This is a genomic window from Phenylobacterium sp., from assembly GCF_030698145.1.
Lineage (GTDB): Bacteria > Pseudomonadota > Alphaproteobacteria > Caulobacterales > Caulobacteraceae > Phenylobacterium.
The window spans coordinates 1-22,606 of record NZ_JAUYNW010000023.1 but is presented as its reverse complement, the minus strand read 5'-3'; the positions used below and the strand labels follow the sequence as shown (position 1 = coordinate 22,606).

Annotated in this window: 27 protein-coding genes, 1 tRNA gene, 1 pseudogene and 1 riboswitch; of the genes and pseudogenes, 12 read left to right on the top strand and 17 right to left on the bottom strand. The window is 68.0% G+C overall.

What is annotated here, in order from left to right:
• Positions 1–421 precede the first annotated feature (421 nt).
• From Q8Q77_RS02635 to Q8Q77_RS02590, 10 genes are all read right to left on the bottom strand, one after another.
• Positions 422–1,561 (bottom strand): hypothetical protein, encoded by a 1,140-nt coding sequence (locus tag Q8Q77_RS02635; RefSeq protein WP_305580890.1) that lies wholly within the window; start codon positions 1,559–1,561, stop codon positions 422–424.
• A 180-nt stretch (positions 1,562–1,741) separates the two neighbouring features.
• Positions 1,742–2,056 (bottom strand): hypothetical protein, encoded by a 315-nt coding sequence (locus Q8Q77_RS02630; RefSeq protein WP_305580888.1) that lies wholly within the window; start codon positions 2,054–2,056, stop codon positions 1,742–1,744.
• Positions 2,057–2,155: 99 nt separating this feature from the next.
• On the bottom strand, positions 2,156–4,030 hold the full coding sequence (locus Q8Q77_RS02625) for a ferrous iron transporter B (RefSeq protein ID WP_305580885.1): 1,875 nt from the start codon (positions 4,028–4,030) through the stop codon (positions 2,156–2,158).
• Entirely contained in the window at positions 4,027–4,365 is a 339-nt protein-coding gene (locus Q8Q77_RS02620) for a FeoA family protein (protein WP_305580882.1), read from the bottom strand. The genes Q8Q77_RS02625 and Q8Q77_RS02620 overlap by 4 nt, the downstream gene beginning before the upstream one ends.
• A gap of 99 nt (positions 4,366–4,464) precedes the next feature.
• Positions 4,465–4,833 carry an iron chaperone gene (locus Q8Q77_RS02615; RefSeq protein WP_305580880.1) on the bottom strand — a complete coding sequence of 123 codons (369 nt, stop codon included), beginning with the start codon at positions 4,831–4,833 and terminating at the stop codon, positions 4,465–4,467.
• 87 nt (positions 4,834–4,920) lie between these two features.
• The gene (locus Q8Q77_RS02610) at positions 4,921–5,244 is read right to left on the bottom strand and encodes a hypothetical protein (protein ID WP_305580878.1); all 324 of its coding nucleotides are present in this window, start codon (positions 5,242–5,244) and stop codon (positions 4,921–4,923) included.
• 203 nt (positions 5,245–5,447) lie between these two features.
• Positions 5,448–6,149 carry a hypothetical protein gene (locus Q8Q77_RS02605; RefSeq protein WP_305580876.1) on the bottom strand — a complete coding sequence of 234 codons (702 nt, stop codon included), beginning with the start codon at positions 6,147–6,149 and terminating at the stop codon, positions 5,448–5,450.
• Positions 6,150–6,468: 319 nt separating this feature from the next.
• Positions 6,469–6,553: transfer RNA gene (locus tag Q8Q77_RS02600), tRNA-Leu, on the bottom strand.
• Positions 6,554–6,619: 66 nt separating this feature from the next.
• Complete coding sequence (locus Q8Q77_RS02595; RefSeq protein WP_305580874.1) at positions 6,620–7,006, bottom strand: DoxX family protein; 387 nt, start codon at positions 7,004–7,006, stop codon at positions 6,620–6,622.
• Positions 7,007–7,111: 105 nt separating this feature from the next.
• Positions 7,112–7,483: a YciI family protein gene (locus Q8Q77_RS02590; protein WP_305580872.1), complete on the bottom strand. Its 372-nt coding sequence runs from the start codon at positions 7,481–7,483 to the stop codon at positions 7,112–7,114.
• A 119-nt stretch (positions 7,484–7,602) separates the two neighbouring features.
• Here Q8Q77_RS02590 and Q8Q77_RS02585 point away from each other — a divergent pair, with 119 nt between their 5' ends.
• The gene (locus tag Q8Q77_RS02585) at positions 7,603–8,319 is read left to right on the top strand and encodes a dienelactone hydrolase family protein (RefSeq protein WP_305580870.1); all 717 of its coding nucleotides are present in this window, start codon (positions 7,603–7,605) and stop codon (positions 8,317–8,319) included.
• On the opposite strand, the gene Q8Q77_RS02580 is transcribed toward Q8Q77_RS02585, so the two are convergent.
• Positions 8,320–8,805, bottom strand: coding sequence for a cytochrome P460 family protein (locus Q8Q77_RS02580; protein ID WP_305580868.1), 486 nt, complete (start codon positions 8,803–8,805; stop codon positions 8,320–8,322).
• A gap of 87 nt (positions 8,806–8,892) precedes the next feature.
• The gene (locus Q8Q77_RS02575) at positions 8,893–9,648 is read right to left on the bottom strand and encodes a helix-turn-helix domain-containing protein (RefSeq protein ID WP_305580865.1); all 756 of its coding nucleotides are present in this window, start codon (positions 9,646–9,648) and stop codon (positions 8,893–8,895) included.
• An 86-nt stretch (positions 9,649–9,734) separates the two neighbouring features.
• On the opposite strand from Q8Q77_RS02575, the gene Q8Q77_RS02570 reads away from it, so the two are divergent.
• From Q8Q77_RS02570 to Q8Q77_RS02560, 3 genes are read left to right on the top strand one after another with little or no spacing between them, the layout of a single operon-like run.
• Entirely contained in the window at positions 9,735–10,112 is a 378-nt protein-coding gene (locus Q8Q77_RS02570) for a DUF4345 family protein (protein WP_305580863.1), read from the top strand.
• A complete protein-coding gene (locus Q8Q77_RS02565) occupies positions 10,109–10,585 on the top strand; it encodes a nuclear transport factor 2 family protein (RefSeq protein ID WP_305580861.1) in 477 nt (158 codons plus the stop codon). The genes Q8Q77_RS02570 and Q8Q77_RS02565 overlap by 4 nt, the downstream gene beginning before the upstream one ends.
• A 35-nt stretch (positions 10,586–10,620) precedes the next feature.
• Positions 10,621–10,998: a hypothetical protein gene (locus Q8Q77_RS02560; protein ID WP_305580859.1), complete on the top strand. Its 378-nt coding sequence runs from the start codon at positions 10,621–10,623 to the stop codon at positions 10,996–10,998.
• Here the strand turns inward: Q8Q77_RS02560 and Q8Q77_RS02555 are convergent.
• Positions 10,995–11,390, bottom strand: coding sequence for an MAPEG family protein (locus Q8Q77_RS02555; RefSeq protein WP_305580857.1), 396 nt, complete (start codon positions 11,388–11,390; stop codon positions 10,995–10,997). The genes Q8Q77_RS02560 and Q8Q77_RS02555 overlap by 4 nt on opposite strands.
• A gap of 157 nt (positions 11,391–11,547) precedes the next feature.
• Here Q8Q77_RS02555 and Q8Q77_RS02550 point away from each other — a divergent pair, with 157 nt between their 5' ends.
• From Q8Q77_RS02550 to Q8Q77_RS02525, 6 genes are all read left to right on the top strand, one after another.
• A complete protein-coding gene (locus Q8Q77_RS02550; RefSeq protein ID WP_305580855.1) occupies positions 11,548–11,982 on the top strand; it encodes a PaaI family thioesterase in 435 nt (144 codons plus the stop codon).
• 70 nt (positions 11,983–12,052) lie between these two features.
• Complete coding sequence (locus Q8Q77_RS02545) at positions 12,053–12,955, top strand: DMT family transporter (RefSeq protein WP_305580853.1); 903 nt, start codon at positions 12,053–12,055, stop codon at positions 12,953–12,955.
• 87 nt (positions 12,956–13,042) lie between these two features.
• Positions 13,043–15,340 carry an ATP-binding protein gene (locus tag Q8Q77_RS02540; protein ID WP_305580851.1) on the top strand — a complete coding sequence of 766 codons (2,298 nt, stop codon included), beginning with the start codon at positions 13,043–13,045 and terminating at the stop codon, positions 15,338–15,340.
• 116 nt (positions 15,341–15,456) lie between these two features.
• Positions 15,457–16,014 (top strand): hypothetical protein, encoded by a 558-nt coding sequence (locus Q8Q77_RS02535; protein WP_305580849.1) that lies wholly within the window; start codon positions 15,457–15,459, stop codon positions 16,012–16,014.
• 48 nt (positions 16,015–16,062) lie between these two features.
• Complete coding sequence (locus Q8Q77_RS02530) at positions 16,063–16,413, top strand: hypothetical protein (RefSeq protein ID WP_305580847.1); 351 nt, start codon at positions 16,063–16,065, stop codon at positions 16,411–16,413.
• A 61-nt stretch (positions 16,414–16,474) separates the two neighbouring features.
• A complete protein-coding gene (locus Q8Q77_RS02525; RefSeq protein WP_305580845.1) occupies positions 16,475–17,326 on the top strand; it encodes a neutral zinc metallopeptidase in 852 nt (283 codons plus the stop codon).
• On the opposite strand, the gene Q8Q77_RS02520 is transcribed toward Q8Q77_RS02525, so the two are convergent.
• From Q8Q77_RS02520 to Q8Q77_RS02510, 3 genes are all read right to left on the bottom strand, one after another.
• On the bottom strand, positions 17,323–18,015 hold the full coding sequence (locus Q8Q77_RS02520; protein WP_305580843.1) for an aspartate/glutamate racemase family protein: 693 nt from the start codon (positions 18,013–18,015) through the stop codon (positions 17,323–17,325). The genes Q8Q77_RS02525 and Q8Q77_RS02520 overlap by 4 nt on opposite strands.
• Positions 18,012–19,025: a D-cysteine desulfhydrase gene (locus Q8Q77_RS02515; protein WP_305580841.1), complete on the bottom strand. Its 1,014-nt coding sequence runs from the start codon at positions 19,023–19,025 to the stop codon at positions 18,012–18,014. Before Q8Q77_RS02515 ends, Q8Q77_RS02520 begins: the two co-directional genes overlap by 4 nt.
• 156 nt (positions 19,026–19,181) lie before the next feature.
• Positions 19,182–19,577: a hypothetical protein gene (locus tag Q8Q77_RS02510; protein ID WP_305580839.1), complete on the bottom strand. Its 396-nt coding sequence runs from the start codon at positions 19,575–19,577 to the stop codon at positions 19,182–19,184.
• Positions 19,578–19,660: 83 nt separating this feature from the next.
• Positions 19,661–19,769: riboswitch (TPP riboswitch) on the top strand.
• A gap of 38 nt (positions 19,770–19,807) precedes the next feature.
• On the opposite strand from Q8Q77_RS02510, the gene thiC reads away from it, so the two are divergent.
• Entirely contained in the window at positions 19,808–21,640 is a 1,833-nt protein-coding gene (thiC, locus tag Q8Q77_RS02505; protein ID WP_305580837.1) for a phosphomethylpyrimidine synthase ThiC, read from the top strand.
• Between the two features lie 66 nt (positions 21,641–21,706).
• Complete coding sequence (locus Q8Q77_RS02500; protein WP_305580835.1) at positions 21,707–22,441, top strand: pentapeptide repeat-containing protein; 735 nt, start codon at positions 21,707–21,709, stop codon at positions 22,439–22,441.
• A gap of 40 nt (positions 22,442–22,481) precedes the next feature.
• Here Q8Q77_RS02500 and Q8Q77_RS02495 read toward each other — a convergent pair.
• Positions 22,482–22,606, bottom strand: a pseudogene (locus Q8Q77_RS02495) (IS110 family transposase); the annotation flags it as partial.

Sequence of the window (22,606 nt, the reverse complement as noted above, 5' to 3'; positions counted from 1 at the left end):
GTTGCTGTATAGATCCATTTCTCGTAAGGGTGAGAGTTAGTCTGGAGTGGAATTTCGAAGGAATGTGATGAAAACAAATTGCATTTTGGCCAAAACTTCTCTATATTGCTGTGAAATTTGAGCTTCGGAGTTGTTGCTGGTTCGATTCCAACCGTCTTCCTGATTGCTATCGCCGCTTTCATCAGTCTCGTGGTCCTAATGGCCGGAAAGTTGAAAGAGGTCGGTATGAGCAGAAAACAAAAACCTAAAACGTCTTTTGTGAAGAAGGTTGCGGCAAAGGTTGTTGGTTCTAGTCGTAGATTCGGAGGAGAAATCCTTCTCACATTCGCGGCGATAGCGACAAACTGGGCGGCTGGTGCCGTTCCTCCTCAACTATCAAAAAGGCGCGTGAGCTTGACTCCGCGCCTTTTTCCTTATCGGGCTAGAGGTCGCCGAAGTCTTCGACCTCGTCGTAATTGCGTGGGGGTGGGCGGCGCTTTGGTGTTGGGACCCCACATTTGCGGTAAGCACCCAATATTCGAAGTGTGTCGTACCCGTCGATCACACACGCAAGTTTGAGTTGGCCCATTCGCTGAGCGTAGGCACGCATCATGCTGCGTACTGGGGGCGTGATCTCGTGGCAGTGCTGGAGAACCATCACTTCAGCGGGTTCGGAGAAGAGTCGGTCTATCTGATCGCCGTTCTTGCCTAGGTCCGCGACGGTCATGGGGTGGAATTTTGCTGGCCCCTTGAAGGCGAAAGCCGCAGCGATCCGGGTGTTTCCGACTTCGAGATAGGTCGTAATAAGGTCGGACCGCTCGCCGCCCCAGTCTTTGGGTACTGTCGGCTCACCGATGATCTCGGCGAAGGCCTGCTTAATGTCGGCCTCGGGAATGCTCCTCAGGATTTCGAGGTCCCGTTTGGCACGTGGCCGATCAAATTCTCGGACGTGCTCAAACGTGTCGATGTCGTCGATGAACAGCTCAAGCTTGTTGATCCAATTCGATCCAATGAGGCTCGGCGTATCGGAAAGGATGTCGACATAGGGATAGGCGATGACGATCGGAGTGACGCGGATTTCGTTAGTGCTCACCGCGTTGGTCACACCGACAACGAGGACTCTCTTTTGGCCGCTTAGCTCCACCCATGACGAGGTCGACGTCAGGTGCTCATGGTGAAAGTTGAAGCTTATCCGTAGGCCTTCTCTGACATCGTCCAACTTCGAGTACGCTTCGGCCATCGGTACCGTCGCTGCGTGCTTGTTGAGCGCGGCCGACACTTTGGGCAAGCCCTTGAAGTAGTAATTTGAGAAGTGGGTGAAGATGCGATTCTCGCCGAGCTGCCCTCTCGCTATGAGCTGCCCTAGGGTCGGGGGATTGGCGCGACGTACCCAATCCGTGAGCTGGTCTTTCAGAAATCCGAGGGCCGCCAACGTGCGCCAGTGGTCATCGTAGTTCCCAATCGAGGCTAACTGTTGAAGCTGAGGCGTCATCTGCTCAGCGCCAACCAATTCAATGACTCTGCGGGAGTTGAGGTACCAGCAAGTCAGGTCGTAGTCGGTCTTCCGTTCTGCGCTTGTCACAAGCTAGCTCCCGCCGAACTCCACGAGCGATCACCTTGTCGTAGGTGACGCGGAGCGCGTCGATACAGCGTCTCCGAAGGCCGACGAGTCTAACACAACCCTGCATCTACGGATGGCCGGGACTTGGGCCCGACCATGACGATCGTGGTGTTGGGTTGGCGCGTCGTCTCGGACGAAGGTCTAGTGCGCCGTCTCCGGGAGCTTGACGCTCCAGCGGTGCGAGCCTTCACCGAACTTCAGATAGAAGCCGTGGGCGGCGCGGCGGACCTCGTCGCGCAGGGTCTCCTCGAACGAGAGGATGACCGCGGCCTCGAAATCCTGCGGAATGTTCTTGGTGTCGAGCCCGGTTTCGCGCGCCACGCTGGCGATCACGTCGCGGCGGTGGGCTTCGCCGCCGAACAGCAGCAGGGTTTCTCGAATACGCTCGGCCAGATGGTCGCGCGCCGGCTGCGCGTTCGACGCCTTGCGGCGCTTCTGAGTGGTGGCTCGGTCCATTCCTGTCGCTCCCCGATCTGGAAACGCTACGGCGAGCAGATTTAGCGATCCCTTAAGAGGGGCAATTAATTTCTCCTAAGGGTTGCGTATGGTGAAGCTTCACCCCGCTCCGAAGGCGACTGCGGTTCGATAGACCACGAAGGCCGCCAGATAGGCGAGGGCGGTCATGTAGACGAACATGACGATCGGCCAGCGCCAGGAATTGGTCTCGCGCTTCACCACGCCGAGGGTCGCGGCGCACTGCGGGGCGAAGATGTACCAGGCCAGGAACGACAGGCCCGTGGCCACCGACCAATGGCCCTTGAGCGTCGAGGCGAGCGTCCCGGTGTTGTTCTCCGCGTCGCCCACCGCATAGACGGTGCCGAGCGCGGCCACGGCCACCTCGCGGGCGGCCATGCCGGGCACCAGCGCGATCGACATCTGCCAATTGAAGCCGATCGGCGCCAGGAGGGGCTGGATGGCGTGGCCGATCATGCCGGCGAAGCTGTAGTCGATGGCCGGCCCCACGGCGCCGGCCGGGGCGTAGGGGAAGGTCGAGAGCACCCAGATCAGGATCATCAGCGGCAGGATGATCCGGCCGGCCCGCTCGATGAAGATCTGGGCGCGGAGGAACAGGTTGCGCAGGACGTTGGCGGGGTCGGGCAGCTTGTAGGTGGGCAGCTCCATCAGGAACGGCTCCACCGCCCCGCGCCAGAACAGCCGCCGGGTCACGAACGAGACCGCCAGCGCGCTGATAATGCCCGCGGCGTAGAGGCCGAACATCACCAGGCCCTGCAGGCTCATGAAGCCCCACACCTGGGTGTTGGGGATGAAGGCCGCGATGATCAGGGTGTAGACCGGGATCCGCGCCGAGCAGGTCATCAGCGGAGCCACCAGTATGGTGGTCAACCGGTCGTGTTTGGAATCGATCACCCGCGTCGACATGATCCCCGGGATCGCGCAGGCGAAGGACGAGAGCAGGGGGATGAAGGCCCGCCCGTGCAGGCCGGCCCCGCCCATGATCCGGTCCATCAGGAAGGCGGCCCGGGCCATGTAGCCGAAATCCTCCAGCAGGAGGATGAACAGGAACAGGATGAGGATCTGCGGCAGGAAGACCAGCACGCTGCCGACCCCGGCTATGACCCCGTCGGCGATCAGGCTGCGCGCCAGGTCGTTGGTCACCACCTGGCCCACCAGGTCGCCCAACCATCCGAACGCGGCCTCGATGACGTCCATGGCCGGGGTGGCCCAGGTGAACACCGCCTGGAACATCAGGAACAGCAGGGAGAACAGGATCGCCAGGCCCCAGGCCGGGTGCAGCAGGACGGCGTCCACGCGGCCGGTCCAGGTGTCGGGATACTCGGGCGGCCGCACATAGGTGCGCACGATCCGTTGGGCCTCAGCGTGGGCTCGGCGGATCTCCGCGGCGTCGGGCTCGCGCCAGGTGTTCTCCGTCGCCAGCGCGCCGCTGGCGGCCAGGGCGTCGACCTGGGCGACCAGGTCCTCGATGCCGCGCTTGCGGGTGGCCACCGTGGTGACGATGGGCGCGCCGATCTCGCGCGCCAGGCCCTCGAGATCAATCCGCAGGCCCTGGCGCTGGGCGATGTCGTACATGTTGAGCGCCAGCACCATGGGCCGGCCCACGGCCTTCAGCTCCAGGGCCAGGCGCAGCACCAGGCGCAGGTTGGTGGCGTCGGCGACGCAGACCACCACGTCGGGAGGAGCCTCGCCCTCCAGCTTGCCCAGCACCGCGTCGCGGGTCACCACCTCATCGGGGCTGCGGGCGCGCAGGGAATAGGTGCCGGGCAGGTCCAGAATGTAGAGGCTGCGGCCGGCGGGGGTGACGACCACGCCCTCCTTCCGCTCGACGGTGACGCCGGCGTAGTTGGCCACCTTCTGGCGCGCGCCGGTGAGCGCGTTGAACAGCGCCGTCTTGCCGGAATTGGGATTGCCGACCAGCGCGACGCGGGCCGGGGCGAGCAGGGCCTGGCTCATGGACGGGCTTGGGCGCGGGGCGTGTCGAGCAGGACGAATACGTCGCCGGCGTCGCGGCGGCGCAGGGCCACCCTGGTGTCGTCCACCCGCACGGCGATGGGGTCGTGCCGGATGGCGCCCTCGTGCAGCACCTCGATGCGGGCGCCCTCGACGAAGCCGAATTCCAGAAGGCGGCGCTGCAGTTCGTGGACGTCGACGCCGTGAGCCAGGGGCGTGCTTTCGGCGCGGACCTCGATGATGACGCCGACGTCGCCCACCAGGGCCTCGCTCAGGCGCACCACCGCGCCGTCGGCCGGAACCGCGGCCAGATCGAGCTGCACCGATAGATCGTTCATCGCGAGGTCCTTACGCGCCTCAATTGCGAACGATTATCATTACCGATGCGCCCCGTCGAGCCTCCGCTGTAGGGAAGGCTTGCGGCCGATGGTCCGAGGTCAGCGGGCCCTGGCCGCCGTGGCGGCGTTCTCGGCGATCCGCGCCGCTACGATCCTCGCCACCAGGCCGGGGGGCAGGGGCGCGTCAGGCTTGAAGCGGATGGTGCCGGGCGAGGTGCTGTAGCCCGCGAGCTCGCTCGAGAACGCCTCGATCGCCGTCGAACTCATCACATAGAAGGCGCAGTGGGCCTTGGCCGCACCCATCGACACCAGGGACTTGCCCAGCTTGAACACCGGCACGCCGTAGCTGATCGTCTCGGTCACGCCGGGCGCGGCGGCCTTGATCTGGGCGCGCAACGTCTCGAGCGCTGCGCGCTGCTCGGCGGGAACGCCCGCCAGATAGGTGTCCACATCCGCCGTCGCGGCCATCGGCTCATCCTCCAGGCGTCTCGATCGTGTCCTAAGGACGGGGGAGGGCGCCGCTATCCGACAGAGCCGTGGACTTTTGTTGATCGATCAGTAGGCGTGGAAGCTGTCCAGCCCCAGCACCTCATGGATGCCGGCGATGGTGGCGGTCGCGTTCACTTCCGCGAGACGCGCCGGCAGGACCGTGTCTCGCTCATCGTCCTCACACCAGAAATCGGGGTGAGACTTCATCCCCTCACAAACCCGCGCCTGCACTTCTGCGAGGGAGGTGGGCGCGAGCGGCTCCAACTCATGCTCGATCCGCGACTGTGCGGGACCCAGCGGCAACAGCAGCGATAGCAGTGATCCGGCCCGTCCGGTCCGCCGAACCGAACGGACGACCCAGCGACGCCCTTCACTGTCGATGAGCTCCATCCCAACCTGTAGCCCCTCCTTCAACGTCCGCGGCCCGCACGTCGTCAGGGCATCAAAATCAGGCAGGCCCCAGATGTCGGAATCCGTCGTGAAACCCAGGACGGGAAAGCAAAAGTCCACCTGCGCCGTTCTCATATATCCCCCGATCAAACGCGAACAGAAGGGGAACTTATCCAGGCGAGCCGGGCTTGTAAAGTTGCCGGTCACCGAGGCCGTTTCGTCGGCGGGGTGGGGCGCGAGAGATTCTCGATGCTGTCAGCGGCATACCCCGTGAGGCCGGTCGGCACGGCTTTCATCCAGTCCGTCGTACCGTACCAGACACGGCGAATGGGATCATACCTGGGCTTGCCGCCCCAGCTGCCCGTCAGCCGCCGATGCTGCTCCTTCGGCAGCACCTTCAAGAACACGTAGTGGTTCCTCGGGTCCTGCACGTTGCGGCCGAGGCCCCTTAGCGGAAGGGTGTGGTGAATCTCCTCTCCGGCCTTGGCCACCCCGAGCTTGCGCAACGCCTTGCGCGACGCGTCGGCGGTGACGGAACCCTTCTTCAGCACCCCAACTCCTTTTGTGAGCGCCCTGCCGCCCTTGATCGCCACACCGACGGGCAGCGCATCTGCTACAGCCATTGCGCCATTGAAAGCTGCACCTGCGTAGTTTCCGTCCTGCAGGTCCGCGGCGGCTTCCCAGGCTGGGCCGACAATGGGAATGAACGATTGAGCCGTGGTCGGACGTTGAATATCCGGCCCATTTTGGAAGTCGTGGAACGCATCCTTGGCGAGGTCGAACGGCGAGTTGAGCCCACGATCCTCAGCCTGTCGTTGCGCCTGAATTCTCGCCATCTCCTGATCGTAGAGTTCACCGGCCCGATCCGGTACAGACCGAGGCTCGCCGCGAGGCATGCGCGCCATTTCACTTCTCCATGGATAAATGAGGGAGTCCGCGCGAAGTGCGCGACCTGCAACAGAGCCGCGGAAGGCGCTGTTGGGGGGCTCAAAAGCGCAAGGCGCTATCCACCTCACCCTGAAGCGGGTGATTGAAGTTGCAACGCTCGACGCTTGCTACAGCCTCTCAAAAAGGCGCATCAAAGTCAAGAACAAAACATGAACTATCTGAGTGCGGCATTGGGCACTCAGGAGCGAGAGGCGCCGGTCGACAACGCATGCATCGGGACATGTCCGGTTCCGCAGAGATGACCGGAAACGTGCTGGCTGAGGCGCCATTTCGAGATGGTGCGGGCGGTCGGGCTCGAACCGACACTCCTTTCGGAACCGGATTTTGAGTCCGGCGCGTCTACCAGTTCCACCACGCCCGCGCGTCGTCTCGGTGACGGAGGTCCGTCTAGCAGGCGACGGCGCCGAGTTCCAGACCGAGCCGACGGCTAGCGCCGGACCGGGAACAGGCTGCGCAGCCGCGCGTCGCGCAGGAAGAGGCCGCCCCACATGAACAGGCCCAGATAGACCCCGAACAGGGTGTGGCTGAGCAGCGGCGCCTCCTGGCGCATGTGGCTGGCGATGGCGCCGCCCATCACGGCGGTGAACAGGACCGCGCCCAGGACCGATGTGCGGGGGACCAGGTAGAGCGCCAGGCAGATCGCCTCGACGATCCCGATGACGAGGCCGAGATGCGGTGGGAAGCCCATCTCGGTCAGGGTCGTCTTCACGACCTCAAGCTGCAGCAGCTTGATCGGGACGTCGAAGGTCATGAAGGCCACGAAGAGGCCGGTCAGGCCCCAGCCGATCCAGCGCTGCAGTTTGGAGGAAGCCACGGTCGTCTCCTGTTCTCGGGTCGCGCCGCCTTGATCGGCGTCGTCGTCCCTAGGACGTGGCGGGGCCCTGCATCCCGACAGGGCTTTCGAGGATTTTCACCCCGCTCAGGCTTCGGCCAGCGCCATCCCGGGGATGTAGAGCGAGATCGGCCGGATCTCGTAGGCGCCGCCAGGGTTGGCGACGGCCAGTTGGCGCGCGGCGTCCAGGGCCTCGTCCTTGTCGGCGACGTCCAGGATATAGAAGCCCAGCAAAGCTTCCTTGGTCTCCGCATAGGGGCCGTCGACGACGTAGTGCGGCTCTTCGTTCTTCATCAAGGTGGTGGCGGCCTTGGTCGGGTTCAGGCGGATGGCCGGGCCGAGCTTGCCGTCCAGGGCCTCGTGGACCACCTGCAGGCGCGCCATGACGGCGTCGTCCTGTTCCTGGGTCCAGGACCCGACGACCTGTTCGGAGTTGTAGCAAAGGATGGCGTAGAGCATCGGGGGGCGTTCCTGTCAGGGCTTGAGCTAACGAAACCGGCCTTGGTCCGGGATGCAACCCCAAGCTTGACAGCGCAGGCCGCGATCCGGCGCAATTCGGGCGCTGTGGGAGGGACGACATGGACATGCAGGCGATCACCTACGAGTTCGGCGGCAAGAGCTTCACCGGCTACCTGGCGGACGGCTCGCGCGGCAAGCCGACGGCGGGGGTGCTGGTCGCCCACGAGGGCGGCGGCATGACCGGCCATCCCCGGCAGCGCGCCCAGATGCTGGCCGAGCTGGGCTATGTGGCCTTCGCCATGGACACCTTCGGCTATCCCATCGAGAGCCGGGAACAGGCCATGGCCACCATCACCGGCCTGATGGGCGACCTGCCGACCCTGCAGGGCCGGGCGCGCACGGCGCTGGAGGTGCTGCGGGCCCAGCCGAACGTGGACGCCGCCCGGACGGCGGCCATCGGCTTCTGCTTCGGGGGCACCACTGTGCTGGAGCTGGCGCGCAGCGGCGCCGACGTGCCGTGCGTCATCGGCTTCCATTCCGGCCTCGGCACCTCGACCCCAGCCGCCAAGGGGGCGATCAAGGGCAAGGTCATGGTCTGCCTGGGCTCCGAGGACCCGATCATCAGCGCCGCCGACCGCGAGGCCTTCGTGGGCGAGATGAGCGCCGCCGGGGCCGATTGGCAGATGATGCTGCTGGGCGGTGTGGGGCATAGCTTCACCAACCGCGAGGTGGACGCCATGGGCCTGCCGGGCTTCCGCTATGACGAGACGGCTGACCATCGCACCTGGCGCGCCATGCGCGGTCTTTTCGACGAGACCCTGGGCCCGGTCGGCTGATCAGTCCTTGAAACTGGTGAAGACCGCGTCGCGACCCCCCTTGGCCTCGTGGCAGCCGTGGCAGCTCGGGGCCTTGTCCTGGGTGAAGCCGCGCTCGGTGCGGCTCTCGCCGAGGAATTCGGTGTAGCCCCAGCCGCCAGTCGCGGCGTAGCGCTTGCTGTCCTTGACCATGACGTCGATGAACTTGCGCTTGGTGGCGACGGTCGCGCCGCCGTTGTCCACGACCTCGAAGAGATCGAAGACGATCACCGACCCGACCGGAAAGGCGCCCGAGGACTTGTAGCCCTTGATGGCCTTGGGGTTGGCGTAGATGTTGTGCAGACCTTCGTAGCGGTTGAACCTGGCGTCCGAGACCCCGGTCAGCACGTGGGTCCAGCGACGATAACCCTCCGGATAAGCCGGCTCCTCGACAGGGCCGGCGGCCGCTTGGCTGAGGCAAATGAGGGCGGTCAGGGTGGCGAGGCCGGCGAGCAGGTGGGGCTTCACGAGCGCTCCGCGCGAAGGTGGTCGACAATCGCCTTTCGACCGGCGGCGGCGCCAGATCAAGCGTTCGGCGCAAATGTTCCTCAGGGGTTACGCGGCGAGCCGACCGCCGGAGAGCCGCGACGGCTCCATGCCGAACATTTCGCGGAAGCTCGCGCTGAAATGGGCCGAGCTGGCGAAGCCGGCGTCCAGGGCCGCGTTGGTCAGGGTCTCCCCAGCGACGATGGCCCGCATCGCCGCCCCCATGGCGATCCACAGCTTGTAGCGGCGCAGCGGCACCCCGGTGGCCGTCTTGAACAGGTGGATGAAGCGCGAGGTCGACAGCCCGGCGCCCGCGGCCAGGGCCGCCAGGGACGGCCGGGCGGCGGGATCGGCATGCAGCAGGTCGAGCGCCTGCTTGATGCGCGGGTCACGCGGGCTGGCCTCGCCGCAGAGCAGGGCGTCCAGACAGGGCCGGGTCTCGCTCCAGCTCGCCGCGCCCCGAGCCAACCGGGCCAGGCTGGCGATCAGCTCGGCCTCGCCCGCCAGGTCGAAGCCCGCGCGCGGCCCCGGTTCCCGCACCAGGCCCTGCAGCCGCGCCAGGTCGGGGCTGCGCGCGTCCACATAGAGGAAGGCCATCAGGCCGTGGGTCGAGGTCAGATGGTGCAGGGTGTTGGGCGGGATCAGCGCGGCCCGGCAGCGGCGTTGGCCCGCAGCGGGATCGGCGGGGTCGAGGGCGACATCGAAGGCGCCCTCCAGGCCAAGGGCCAGCACGCCCACGGCGTTGCGATGGGCGCTCAGGCCGAGAGCCTCACCCAGGAAGAGAGCGCGTGCGCCCCAGGAATACAGTCGCGCCGGCGGCGCCATAGCCAGTTCTCGAAAGGCGGGACGGGGAAAGGCCGCCAAGCTTGGCCCATCGCGCCGCATCCGGCCAGCCCCGCCTCGGAGACCCCATGATCAAGATCCTGCTGATCGCGCCCTGCGCGGCCTTTTTCGCCTGGCTGGGGGTGATGGCCCTGCGCTTCCCCGGCGGCCTGCTGGGCGGCTACGGGATCAAGGTGTCGACGGTGGACGGCTTCAACGAGATCCGCGCCGTCTATGGCGGCCTGCCGCTGGTGTGGTCGGGCCTGCTGTTCCTCAGCCTGGCGCGGCCGGAGCTCCGCACACCCGTGGCCCTGGTCGTGGGCGCCGGCGCCGGCGGCATGGTGGCCGGCCGGCTGGTCTCGGCCTCCATCGACATGGGCATGGGGCGCCTGCCGGGCGTCTTCCTGGCGATCGAGCTGGCGGTGGCCGTAGCCCTGCTGGCCGCGGCCTTCCTCAAGACCGCGTGACCTTCGCCCGTCGCGGCCTCCTGGCCGCCGCCCTGGGCGCGGTCGCCGCGCCCTCCACAGCCGGAGACCGATCCATGGACCCCCGCGAAGCCGAGATCCGGACCACGGTGGAACGCTACGCCCAGGCCTGGCGGGCGGGCGACCTAGCGGCCATCGCCGGCCTCTACCACGAGACCTTCACCCTGCATTACGGCGGCGCGCACGCGCTCTCCGGCGATCATGTGGGCAAGGCGGCCTCGCTCGCGACCCTGGCCGAGTTCTCCCGCCGCACCGGCCGCCGGCTGACCGGCATCGTGGCGGTGCTGTCAGGCCCCGAGCGCGGGGCGATCGTGGCGCGCGAAACCTTCCACAAGGGCGAGGCCGTGGCGGAGTTGGAGCGCGTGCTGGTCTACGCCGTTCGTGACGGCCAGTTCAGCGAGTGCTGGGTCTACGACGCCGACCCCGCCCTCGTCGCCCGGTTCGTCGGGGACTAGGCAACCGCCGGGGCCGGCGGCCGTTCTAGGCGGCGATGCCCAACCCCCGGATCCTCGGTCTGCTGCTCGCCCTGGCGATTCCGACGGCGGCGAGCGCAGCGTCCGGCGCGCGTTCGCCTGTGGAGGCCGCCTTCGGCAACACGGTCGTCTCCACCTATCCCGACGGTCGCACCGGCCTGCTGTGGCTGAAGCGCGACGGGACCTATACGGCCAAGGGCCGCCGGCGCACGGACTCCATCGGCCGCTGGACCATGAGGGGGCCGCGGGTGTGCCTGAAACAGGCCAGGCCCGTGAGAGTCCCCATGAGCTACTGCACCCTGATCCCGAAGAACGCCGTGGGCGCCGTCTGGGACGCCAAGGCGGTGACCGGGGAGGCCATCCGCGTCAAGATCGTGCGCGGGCGGGTCTCCTAGGGCGTCAGGATCTGCGAGGCCACCATGATCAGGCCGGCGATGCTGACCAGCCAGACCAGCGAGCGGACGTGGGGCACGCCGAAGGCGTAGAGCGGCACATAGGCCACCCGGCCCCAGAAATAGACCTGCGCGCCCAGCGCCGTGATCTCGTTGGCGCGGCCGGCCACGTGGGCTAGCAGCACTGCGCCCAGGAACAGCGGCAGGGTCTCATAGAGGTTGTCCTGCGCTCGGCGCAGGCGCTCGGCGCGGGCGCTGAGCGGCGGCATCTCGCCGTCGCGGGGGCTGGTGTTCCACTTCAACCCGTACTGGCTGGTTCGGGCGATATCGAAGAGCAGGACTTGCACAAAGGCCAGGACCAGGGTCCAGGCCGCCATCATCAGGTCGATCGTCATGTCTAACCGCTTCCCGTTCGGTTGTTCCGAGCGTGGAGAGTGACCAGCGTTACGCCACGTCAGGCGAGGGCCCACGGTCGAGCTTGCGCCTGATCGCGCGGGGCAGGCTTCGACATGCCGGGGAATCGGCGGAGCCTTGAGGCCGAACGGAGCGCCCATGGTCACGACCACCAACCACACCAGCGTCGAGAAACTGAACCAGGCCAATGTCGGCAAGCTGCCCGGCCATCTGGGGTTGGTGATCACCGAGGTGGCCGAGGGCAAGGTCGTAGGCCGGCTGGCGGTGCGGCAGGACCTGGTGGCCCACACCGGCTACCTGCTGGCCGGCGCCGTGCTGTCGGTGGCCGACATCCTCTGCGCCTACGGGGTTTCGACGGCCTGGCCCGAGGGCGCGAACGGCTTCACGACCGCCGAGGTGAAGGCCAACTTCATGGGCACCCTGCGCGAGGGCGAGGCCGTCTGCACCGCGTCGCTGCTCCATGGCGGGCGGACAACCCAGGTCTGGGACGCCAGGGTCGAGGATGCCGCCACCGGCAAGCTGATGGCCGCCTTCCGCTGCACGCAGATCATCCTCTATCCGCGCGGAACCTAGACGGCCGGCGACGGGAGGGATGGCGCGGCCAGGCCACGCGGACTAAGCCCTGCCGCGGAAGGAGATCGCCTTGCCCGCCGAAGCGCCCGCCCATGCCGTTCTGCAGCGAAACGGCCTGGGCATCCTGCTTCGGATGGCGGCCATGGTCTGCATGGCAGGGCTTGGGGCGCTGGTGAAGGCGTGCTCGGAGCGCGGCGCGCCGGTCCTCGAGATCATCTTCTTCCGCAACGCCTTCGCCTTCATCCCGGTGCTGTTCTACGTCTGGCGGACCAGCGGGTTCTCAGTGCTGAAGACCGCGCGGCCCGGCGGCCACGCGGCCCGCTCGACGATCGGCCTGATGGGCATGGTCTGCGGCTTCACCGCGCTGTCCATGCTGCCGCTGACGGAGGCGACCGCGCTCTCCTTCGCCGCACCGCTGTTCATGACCGCGCTGTCGGTCCCGATCCTCAAGGAACGGGTGGGCGTGCATCGCTGGGGGGCGGTGATGGTGGGCTTCCTGGGCGTGCTGATCATGATCCGCCCAGATCCCAGCCACATGGCCACACTGGGCACGGTCTTCGGCCTGGCCGGCGCGGTCGGCGCCGCCGGCGCCATGATCGCCGTGCGCGAGATCGGGCGGACCGAGCCCGGCCCGACCATCGTCTTCTATTTCACCCTGGCGGGCATGCTGCTGGGCCTGGCGAGCCTGCCGTTCGGCGGTTGGGTCATTCCCGACACGACCACGCTGATCATGCTGGTGTGCACCGGCCTGCTGGGCGGCACAGGCCAGCTCTTCCTCACCGAGGCCCTTCGCCGGGCGCCGGTCGCGGTGGTGGCGCCCTTCGACTACACCCAGCTCGTCTGGGCCAGCATCATCGGCTTCCTGATCTGGGACGAGATCCCACGGGCCGCGACCCTGGCCGGCGCCTGCGTGGTGGCCGCCAGCGGCGTCTACATCCTGCTCCGTGAAACCCGTCGATTCCGCGGTCGCTAGGATGGCCGCCACGCCGTGGGTTCCCCTGACCGGACGCCGAGGCGTAAATTGTCAGTGGAAGTCAGCCGCGGCCGGGAGGGCGCCTCAGTGACGGCCTCCACGGCATATTCCGGCCCCGCCGCCCCAGGTCTGCGCTCCCGCTTGATCATGCTGCTGCTGGCGGTGCTGATCCCGGCCATCGCCACCGCCGGCGTGCTGGTCTGGGACGGCTATCGCCACCAGCAGCTGTCCCTGGAGCGCCAGATGAGCGAGACGGCCCGGGCGCTCTCCCTTGTGGTCGACCGCGAGATAGGACAGCGCAAGGTGCTGCTCGACGTCCTGAGCACGTCGCCGTACCTGCGGTTCGGGGATTGGGCCGCCTTCGACGCTCAGGCCCGCGCGGCCACGGCCGGGTCGGACACCACGATCGTTGTGATGGACGCGGAGGGCCGGCAGAAGGTCAATACGCGGGCGGCCGCCGGAGCGCCCCTGCCCGCCACCCTCAACGTCACGCCCAGCGAACCCTGGCGGTCGGGGGCGGGCGTCCAGATGCGGGTCTCCAACCTGTTCACGGGCAGCGTGTCGAAGGCGCCGGTGGTGGCCTTCAGCATGCCGGCGGAGGGGCCGGGCGGAACCCAGCTCACGCTCAACGCCGGCACGCCGGCCTCGTCCTTCGACCAGGTCTGGGTGGATCAGAAATTCCCGACCTCCTGGGTGGGCTCGATCGTCGACGCCCAGGGCGTGATCGTCTCGCGCAATCGCGGCGGGGCGGTGCTGGTCGGCAAGTCGGCCTCGCCTGGGATGATCGACCACCTGCGCAGCGCGCCGTCGGGCGTCGCCGAGACCCGCACCCTGGACGGCGTGCGCAGCGTGACCGCCTGGAGCCGGGCGCCGGACTACGGCTGGTCGTTCATCGTGGCGGTCCCCAAGGCCGAGGTCGCCGGGGTGGCGCGCCGCTCGCTGTTTTGGGGCGGGCTCATGGGGCTGATCATCCTGGGCGCGGGCGCGGCCCTGGCGACCTATGTGGCGCGCAGTATCGCCGCGCCGGTGGAGCAGCTGGCCGACGCCGCGCGCGCCTGGGAGGCCGGGGCGCCCATCACCCCGTTCCCCACCGGCACCCAGGAGATCGACGCCCTGGCCGGCGCCCTGGGCGAGGCCGGCCAGACCGTGGGCGTCCAGCGCGCCGAGTTGATGGAGTTGAACGCCTCACTGGAAGCGCGGGTGGCCGCCCGGACCCGCGAACTGGCCGAGGCCACAGAGAGCCTGGCCCAGGCCCAGAAGATGGAGGCCATCGGCCGTCTGACCGGCGGGGTGGCGCACGACTTCAACAACCTGCTGATGGCGGTGCTGGGTAATCTCGATCTGTTGGCCCGGCGGCTGACCGATCCCCAGCACCTGCGCTTCGTCGAACAGGCCCGCGCCGCCGGCGAGCGCGGTGCGACATTGACCGCCCAGCTCCTGGCCTTCTCGCGCCGCCAGCGCCTGGAGCCCCGGCCCATGGACATCGGGGCGGCCGTCGAGGCCGCCGCAGCCCTGCTGGGTCCGACCCTGGGCGCGAACTGCCAGCTTCAGGTCGACATCGCGTCCGACCTGTGGACCGCGCTCGGCGACGCGACCCAGGTGGAGCTGATGGTGGTCAATCTGGCGCTCAACGCCCGCGACGCCATGCCGAACGGCGGGACGGTCGCCGTCGCCTGCCGCAACGCCCATGTCGCGGCTAGGTCGGACCAGGGCGAGGCGCCCGCGCCCGGCGACTATGTGGCGATCACGGTGAGCGACACCGGCGAGGGCATGACCCCCGAGGTCGTGGCCCGCGCCTTCGAGCCCTTCTTCACCACCAAGGCTGTGGGCAAGGGGTCGGGCCTGGGCCTGCCCCAGGTGCTGGGCCTGGCCAAGCAGCTCGGCGGCGGGGTGGAGATCGAGACCGCGCCAGGGCGCGGCGCGACCCTGCGGGCCTACCTGCCGCGGACCTCGCAGGCGGCGGACACCGAGGCCGCGGCGGACGGCGAGCCCGACGTAGCCCTGTTGCACGGCCTGTCGGTGCTGCTGGTGGACGACGACGCCGAGGTGCGGGCGGTGGCCGCCCATATGCTGTCGGAGTTGGGTTGCCGCGTCGTGGAGGCCGACGGCGGGGCGCAGGCCCTTACGCGGCTCGTCGCCGATCCAGACCTGCAGGCGGCCCTGGTGGACTTCGCCATGCCGGACCAGAACGGCGGGCAGGTCGCCGACAACCTGCGCCGGCTGCGGCCAGGCCTGCCGGTGGTGATCATGACCGGCTACGCCGACATGGACGCCCTGGCCGCCGCCTGGAACGGGCCGCTGCTGCGCAAACCCTTCACGCTCCAGAACCTGGCGCGGGAGATGGCGGCGGCTACGCGGGAATTACGCCTGAAAACAAAGCCTTGATCTGACTGTCGTGCAGAAAAGCTCGCGTTGACAGACCCCCGTTACGGGAAGACTCTTGACGCCATGCAACCGGGCCGCGCGCCTCCGGGCGGGCTTGGCCTTTCGGAGACAGCGCCATGTTCAAGGCATTAGCGGTCGCGGGTCTGGCGGCCATCGGCTGGGCTGCGGCGGGCTCGGCCCAGGCCGCGGTGACGGTGATCGGCGGCGGGCTGGCGGAAGCCTGCTCCAAGGCCGCCCTCGCCGGCGAGAACGACGTGAAGTTCCAGGACCTCTGCACCCAGGCGCTGGAAACCGAATTCATGAACGCCCGCGACCGGGCCGGCACCTATGTGAACCGCGGCGTGCTGAAGCTGCGTCGCGCCGCCTATCCGGCCGCGCGCAAGGACTTCGACAAGGCGATGAAAATCAAGCCGGATATGGGCGAGGCCTATGTGAACCGCGGCGCCACCCTCATCGGCCAGCGCGACTACGCCGCCAGCCTGACCGACATCAATCGCGGCCTGGAGCTCGGGGTCGGCGAACCGGCCAAGGCCTACTACAATCGCGCCCTGGCCCATGAAGGCCTGGATGACATGAAGTCGGCCTATTACGACTACCAGAAGGCGGTCGCGATCAGCCCCGACTGGGCCGCGCCCCGCGAACAACTGACCCGCTTCAGCGTCTCGCGGCGCTAGGCCGCTGCGGGAGCCGAACGGAGGCGGGCGCGTTTGAAGGCCATGCGCTTGCTCCTGCCCGTCCTTGCGATCCTGGCGGCCGCGGCCTCTCCGGCCTCGGCGCAGCTCGATCCCGCGCGGATCGCCCGTGAGAACGAACTGTGGGCCCAGCAGCAGCTCCAGAACCAGCGCGCCGTGGCGATGGAGAACCAGCTCAACGCCCTCGACGCGCGGCTCTCCACGGAGGTTCGTCTGCGCGAACTGCGCGATCAGGCCCGCCGCCCGATCCTGCCCGCGCCGCATGTCGCGAAGTCCGCCGCCGCCTCGACGCCCGACCTGGGCCCGTTCCCGTCGATTCCCGACGAGACCCTGGCGGCGTCCAACCGGCGCGTGCGCGCCGCCAGTCAAAACAGGCGCTGACAGCAGAGCTGATAGACGACATCGTGCCTCCCGAGGCCGGTAGTAGTTCAGGAGCGACGTGATGCGTTGGCAGGGCGGCCGCCGGGGCGGCAATATCGAGGATCGCCGCGGCCTGGGGCCCGTAGGGGTCGGCGGCGTCGGCATTGGTGGGGTGATCCTGGCGGCCATCGGCTATTTCGTGTTTGGCATCGACCCGACCACCACCATGGCGGTGGTCGAGGGCGCGGGCGGCCAGGCCCAGCAGGAGCAGGTTGGCGCGCGCGGGACCACCACCGACGAGGCCGGCCAGTTCGTCGACGTGGTCGAGGCCTCCACTACCGACGTCTGGACCCCGATCTTCGCCCGGCGCGGCAAGAGCTACGCGCCGCCCGCCGCGGTCGTGATCTACGACCAGGCCACAGGCACCGGCTGCGGAACCGGCCAGGCGGCCATGGGGCCTTTCTATTGTCCGGCCGACCGCAAGGTCTATCTGGACCTCAGCTTCTGGCGGGAGCTGGAGAGCCGGTTCGGCGCGAAGGGCGAGGCGGCGCGCGCCTATGTCATCGCCCACGAGATCGGCCATCATGTCCAGCACCTGACCGGCCAGACCGACCGGGTCGAGCGCGGCTCGCGCGGCGAGGGGAGCGCGGCGGTGCGCCTGGAGTTGCAGGCCGACTGCTATGCCGGGGTCTGGGTGGCAAATGCGTCGGAGGCCTCGGGCGGCCAGGTGACGCTCGACCCCCGCGATATCGAGGACGGCATCCGCGCCGCGGCGGCGGTCGGCGACGACGCCCTGCAGACCCAGTCCCAGGGCCGCGTCATGCCCGACGGCTTCACCCACGGCACCAGCGAACAGCGCATGCGCTGGTTCCGCACCGGCGTGCAGAGCGGCGATCCGGCCGCCTGCGACACCTTCGGGTCGCCCCGGCTCTAAACCAGCTCCGGGACCGGCTCGAAGCCGAGGCAGACGGCGACGCAGCGCTTGGCCAGGACCTCGGCGGCGTCGATCACCGGGGCGCGCACGGCGGCGGCGTTCAGCACCAGCGGAACTTCGGTGCAGCCGGCGATCACCGCCTCGGCGCCTTCGCCGACCAGTTCGGCGGCCAGGGCGGCCATCTCGGCCCCGACCTGCGCCGAGCGGTCACCCGACTTGATCTGGTAGAGCAGGGCCATGAAGGCCTCCTGGCGCTCGGCCGGCAGGGTGACCAGGCCCATGCCCTGGGCGGCCAGGTACTCGCGATAGAGCTTGATGGCCGGCCGCGTGCCCAGCACCCCAGCTCTGTGGGCGCCGGTGTCGCGCGCCGCCGCCGCCGCCGTGCCGATCATGTCGATCAGCGGGAGGCCCGAGGAATGCGAGATCAGGTCGGCGTGGGCGTGAGCGGTGTTGCAGGCGATCGCCAGCACGTCGGCGCCCGCGCCGCGCAGGGCCCCGGCCATCTCGGCCAGGACGGGACCGGGTTTGGCAAAGGGGTCGTTGCGGTCGGGCACCTGTGGATTGATGTCGACGATGGTGCGGATGTGGTCCTGGTCGCGCTCGGCCGGGGTCAGGGCCTGCAGCTTGGTCAGGAAGTCGAGGGTGGCGGCCGGGCCCATGCCGCCGAGCACGCCCAGGACGAGGCTCATGCCAATTCTCCTTCAAGCGCTCCCTGCATCTCGCCCTGGTAGCCGAACAGGCCCTGGGCGCCGCCGGTGTGCAGGAAGACCACCGTCTCGCCCTCGAACCGTCCGGCCCTGGCCAGCGCGATCAGCCCCTTCATCGCCTTGCCGGTATAGACCGGGTCCAGGATCAGGGCGTCGGTGCGCGCGGCCAGCTTGAGGACCTCGATCACCTCGTCGTCGATCAGGCCGTAGCCGGCCCCGACATAGTCGCAGTCGGCCACGGTCATTTCGCGGGTGACGCGCTCGGGATGGCCCAGCAGGGCGGCGGTCTCCATGGCCAGCTTGTGGACATTGGCCTCCTGAGTCTCCCTGTCCGCGCGCACGCCGATCCCGAGGACGGGGATGTCGGCGCCGACCAGGGCCAGGCCCGCGACCAGGCCCGCATGGGTGCCGGCGCTGCCGGTGGCCGTGACGATGCGGTCGATCACCAGGCCCTGCGCATTGGCCTGGGCGACCAGCTCGATGGCGCAGTCCACATAACCCAGGGCGCCAACGGCGTTGGAGCCGCCGCCGAGGATCACATAGGGCTTGCCGCCGCGAGCCCGGATGTCGTCGGCGGTCCTGGCCAGCTCGGCGTTCATGTCGGCCCCGCCGGGGACGTTGCGGATCGCCGCGCCCAGCAGGCGGTCCAGCAGCACATTGCCCGAGGCGGTGTAGTCGACCGCCTTGGAGCCCGTGCGCTCTTCCAGGATGACCTCGCAGGCTAGGCCGTAGCGGGCTGCGGCGGCGGCGGTCTGGCGCACGTGGTTGGACTGCACCGCGCCCTGGGTCACCAGGGTGTCGGCGCCCTGGTCCAGCGCTTCGCCCAGCAGGAACTCCAGCTTGCGGGTTTTATTGCCGCCGCCGGCCAGGCCGGTGCAGTCGTCGCGTTTGACCCACAGGTCGACTTTCAGTTCGACCCCAAGTCGCGTCAATCGCTCCAGCGGCGTCGGCAGATGGGCGAAGCGGGCGCGGGGGAAGCGGGCGAGATGCATGGGAGGCTCCTAGACCATTTTCCGCCGAAGTGGACGCCGGTTCGGCGAAGAAAATGGTCTAAATTCAAAGAAGCTTGAGCAAATCCGATCCAATCAGATCGGATTTGCTCAAGGCGGGCTCCCTAGCATACGCGCCGGGCGCGATGCGACCCCCGGCTAGGGCTTCAGCCTCGGCGGCAGGGCTGCGACCTCGGCCGGGGTCAGCCGGGTGAAGCTCTTGATGATGCAGGGGCTGAGCATCACACCGCTCATGACCTTCAGGTCCAGGTCGATAGGCCTGCAGATCAGGTCCGAGCCGCCGGCGGGGCTCATCACCAGCGGGTCGTTGGACGAGGCGCCGGCCAGGCAGGATCCGCTCATCTCCCAGCGATAGACCGCGCGGTTCCCGGCCTCGATATGCAGGGTCTTGGCGTCGACGCGCTTATGGCCGCGAAGCTGGCTCATCCGGAAGCAGTCGCGTGAGGCGCCGGGCGCCGGGGGCGCCGTGGGCTGGGCCGGAACCGAGGTGGCGGCCAGGCTGGCCGCGGCGAAAACGATAAGGGCGGCTTTCATGGGCGATCTCCTAGGCGCGCAAGCTGAACCGGTTTTGCGGCGAGATCGCGGCCTTTTCGAACGGTCCGATCGCGCCTATGGTCGCGGCGTCCTCGGGGGGCCGCGCATGGGCGGCTGAGAGGCGGGCGAGCCCGCGACCCGTAGAACCTGATCCGGGTCATGCCGGCGAAGGGAACGGACTTGTACGTCCGGAGTCCGTCGTCGCTGGCCCTCAAAGCGGAGCCTTGCCGGTGAACATCCAGACGCCCATCAAAGACGCCATCCCCACCGGCGAGCGCCCCGGCTCGCGCAAGGTCTACCAGGCCGGCGTCCTGTGGCCCGACATCCGCGTGCCGTTCCGCGAGGTGGCGGTGCATCCCTCGGCCAACGAGCCGGCCCTGACCCTCTATGACCCGTCGGGCCCCTATACCGACCCGACCGCCAAGATCGACATCGACAAGGGCCTGGAGCGCACCCGCGAGCCCTGGGTGGTGTCGCGCGGCGACATCGAGATCGTCGAGAACCCACGCGAGGTGAAGCCGGAGGACAACGGCTTCGCCAAGGGCGAGCACCTGGCGCCGCAGTTCACCGCGCCGCGCCGGGTCTACCGCGCCAAGGGCGACGTGGCCGTCACCCAGCTCGAATACGCCCGGCGCGGGATCATCACGCCGGAGATGGAATACGTCGCCATCCGCGAAAACCTGCGCCGCAAGGAAAGCGATCCCTTCATCCGCGACGGCGAGGATTTCGGCGCCTCCATCCCCGACTTCGTGACCCCGGAGTTCGTGCGCGACGAGGTGGCCCGGGGCCGGGCGATCATCCCCGCCAATATCAACCACACCGAGCTGGAGCCGATGGCCATCGGCCGCAACTTCCTGGTCAAGATCAACGCCAATATCGGCAACTCCGCGGTGCTCTCCACCGTGGCCGACGAGGTGGACAAGATGGTCTGGGCCATTCGCTGGGGCGGCGACACCGTCATGGACCTCTCCACCGGCCGCAACATCCACAACATCCGCGACTGGATCATCCGCAACTCGCCCGTGCCGATCGGCACGGTGCCGATCTACCAGGCCCTGGAGAAGGTCAACGGCGTCGCCGAGGACCTGAACTGGGAGGTGTTCCGCGACACACTGATCGAGCAGGCCGAGCAGGGGGTGGACTACTTCACCATCCATGCCGGGGTGCGGCTGGCCTATGTGCCGCTGACCGCCAAGCGGGTGACCGGCATCGTCTCGCGGGGCGGCTCGATCATGGCCAAGTGGTGCCTGGCCCACCACAAGGAGAACTTCCTCTACGAGCACTTCGAGGACATCTGCGAAATCATGCGTGCCTACGACGTGTCGTTCAGCCTGGGCGACGGCCTGCGGCCGGGCTGCATCGCCGACGCCAATGACGCGGCCCAGTTCGCCGAGCTGGAGACCCTGGGCGAGCTGACGCCCATCGCCTGGAAGCACGGCGTCCAGGTGATGATCGAGGGGCCCGGCCACGTGCCGATGCACAAGATCAAGGCCAATATGGACAAGCAGCTGGCCGTCTGCGGGGAGGCGCCCTTCTACACCTTGGGTCCGCTGACCACCGACGTGGCCCCCGGCTACGACCACATCACCAGCGCCATCGGCGCCGCCATGATCGGCTGGTTCGGCACCGCAATGCTCTGCTACGTGACGCCCAAGGAGCATCTGGGCCTACCCGACCGCGAGGACGTGAAGCAGGGGGTGATCGCCTACAAGATCGCCGCTCACGCCGCCGACCTGGCCAAGGGCCACCCCACCGCCAGGGCTTGGGACGACGCGCTGAGCCGCGCGCGCTTCGAGTTCCGCTGGGAGGACCAGTTCAACCTGGGGCTCGATCCCGAAACGGCGCGCGAGTACCACGACGAGAGCCTGCCGAAGGAGGCGTTCAAGACCGCCCACTTCTGCTCCATGTGCGGCCCCAAGTTCTGCTCCATGAAGATCAGCCAGGAGATCCGCGAGAGCGCGGCCAGGCAGAACGACGTGGCGGAGGCCGGCATGGCGGAGATGAGCGCCAAGTTCCGCGAGGCCGGCGGCGAGATCCAGGTGCCGGTGGCGCCGGCGGAGTAGGCGGCGCTACGACCGCTTGCGACGCAGGCGTCGCCGATAGTCGGCGGAACGAGCGGAGGGCGGCACATGGTGGAGATCGAAGCCGGGGCGCGGTTGGTGGGGCTTGACCTCTCCGCCCACGACTTCACCGACGCCGATCTCACCGACGCGGTGTTCGAGGACTGCGCCTTCGCCGAGGTGCAGTTCCAGGGCGTCTGCCTGCAGGGCGCGTGCTTCAAGGGCTGCCGCCTGGTCCGTTGCCGCTTCGCCCACGCCGACCTGCGCGAGGCGGTGTTCGAGGACTGCGTCATGGCCGAGGGCCATGTGGGCGTGCAGTTCGCCTTCTCCCGGCTGGAAGAGGCGCGGTTCGCCCGCTGCGACCTCTCCTTCGCCAGGATCGAACGTTCGGCGCTCTACGGGATCGATATGGAGACCTGCAATCTGCGCGGCGCGGTGTTCATGAAGGCCGATTTCCATCGGGCCTTCGGGCGCAATGTGGTCAGGGCCTCGGCGGCGCTGAAGGGCTGCAACCTGGAACTGGCCGACCTCACCGAGGTGCGGCTGCCCGGCTGCGATCTAAATCGGACCAGCTTCCGCGAAGCTGTGCTGATGGACGCCGACCTGGAAGGCGCCGACCTGCGCGAATGCGATCTCTTCCAGGCGCTGACCGCCGGCGCCAAGCTCGCCCGCGCCGACCTGCGCGGCGCCGAGGTGAGCGGGCTCAACCTGCTGGAACTGGCCAGCCGGGATGGGATGAAGGTTACGGTGGATCAGCAATACCGATTGCTGAACGCCATGGGCGTGGACGTCCACGCCGAGTGAAACCCTCATAGATCCTGCCCTTCTGGGGGAGCAACCGTAGTTAGGCTGGCGCATGTCTCCAGTCTGTGTTGTCGCGGATCATGGCGTTGAGGGTGACGAGGAGCCGTCGCATGCAGGCGGTGAGGGCGAGCTTTGTGGGCTTTCCGGCCTGGACCAAGCGCTGGA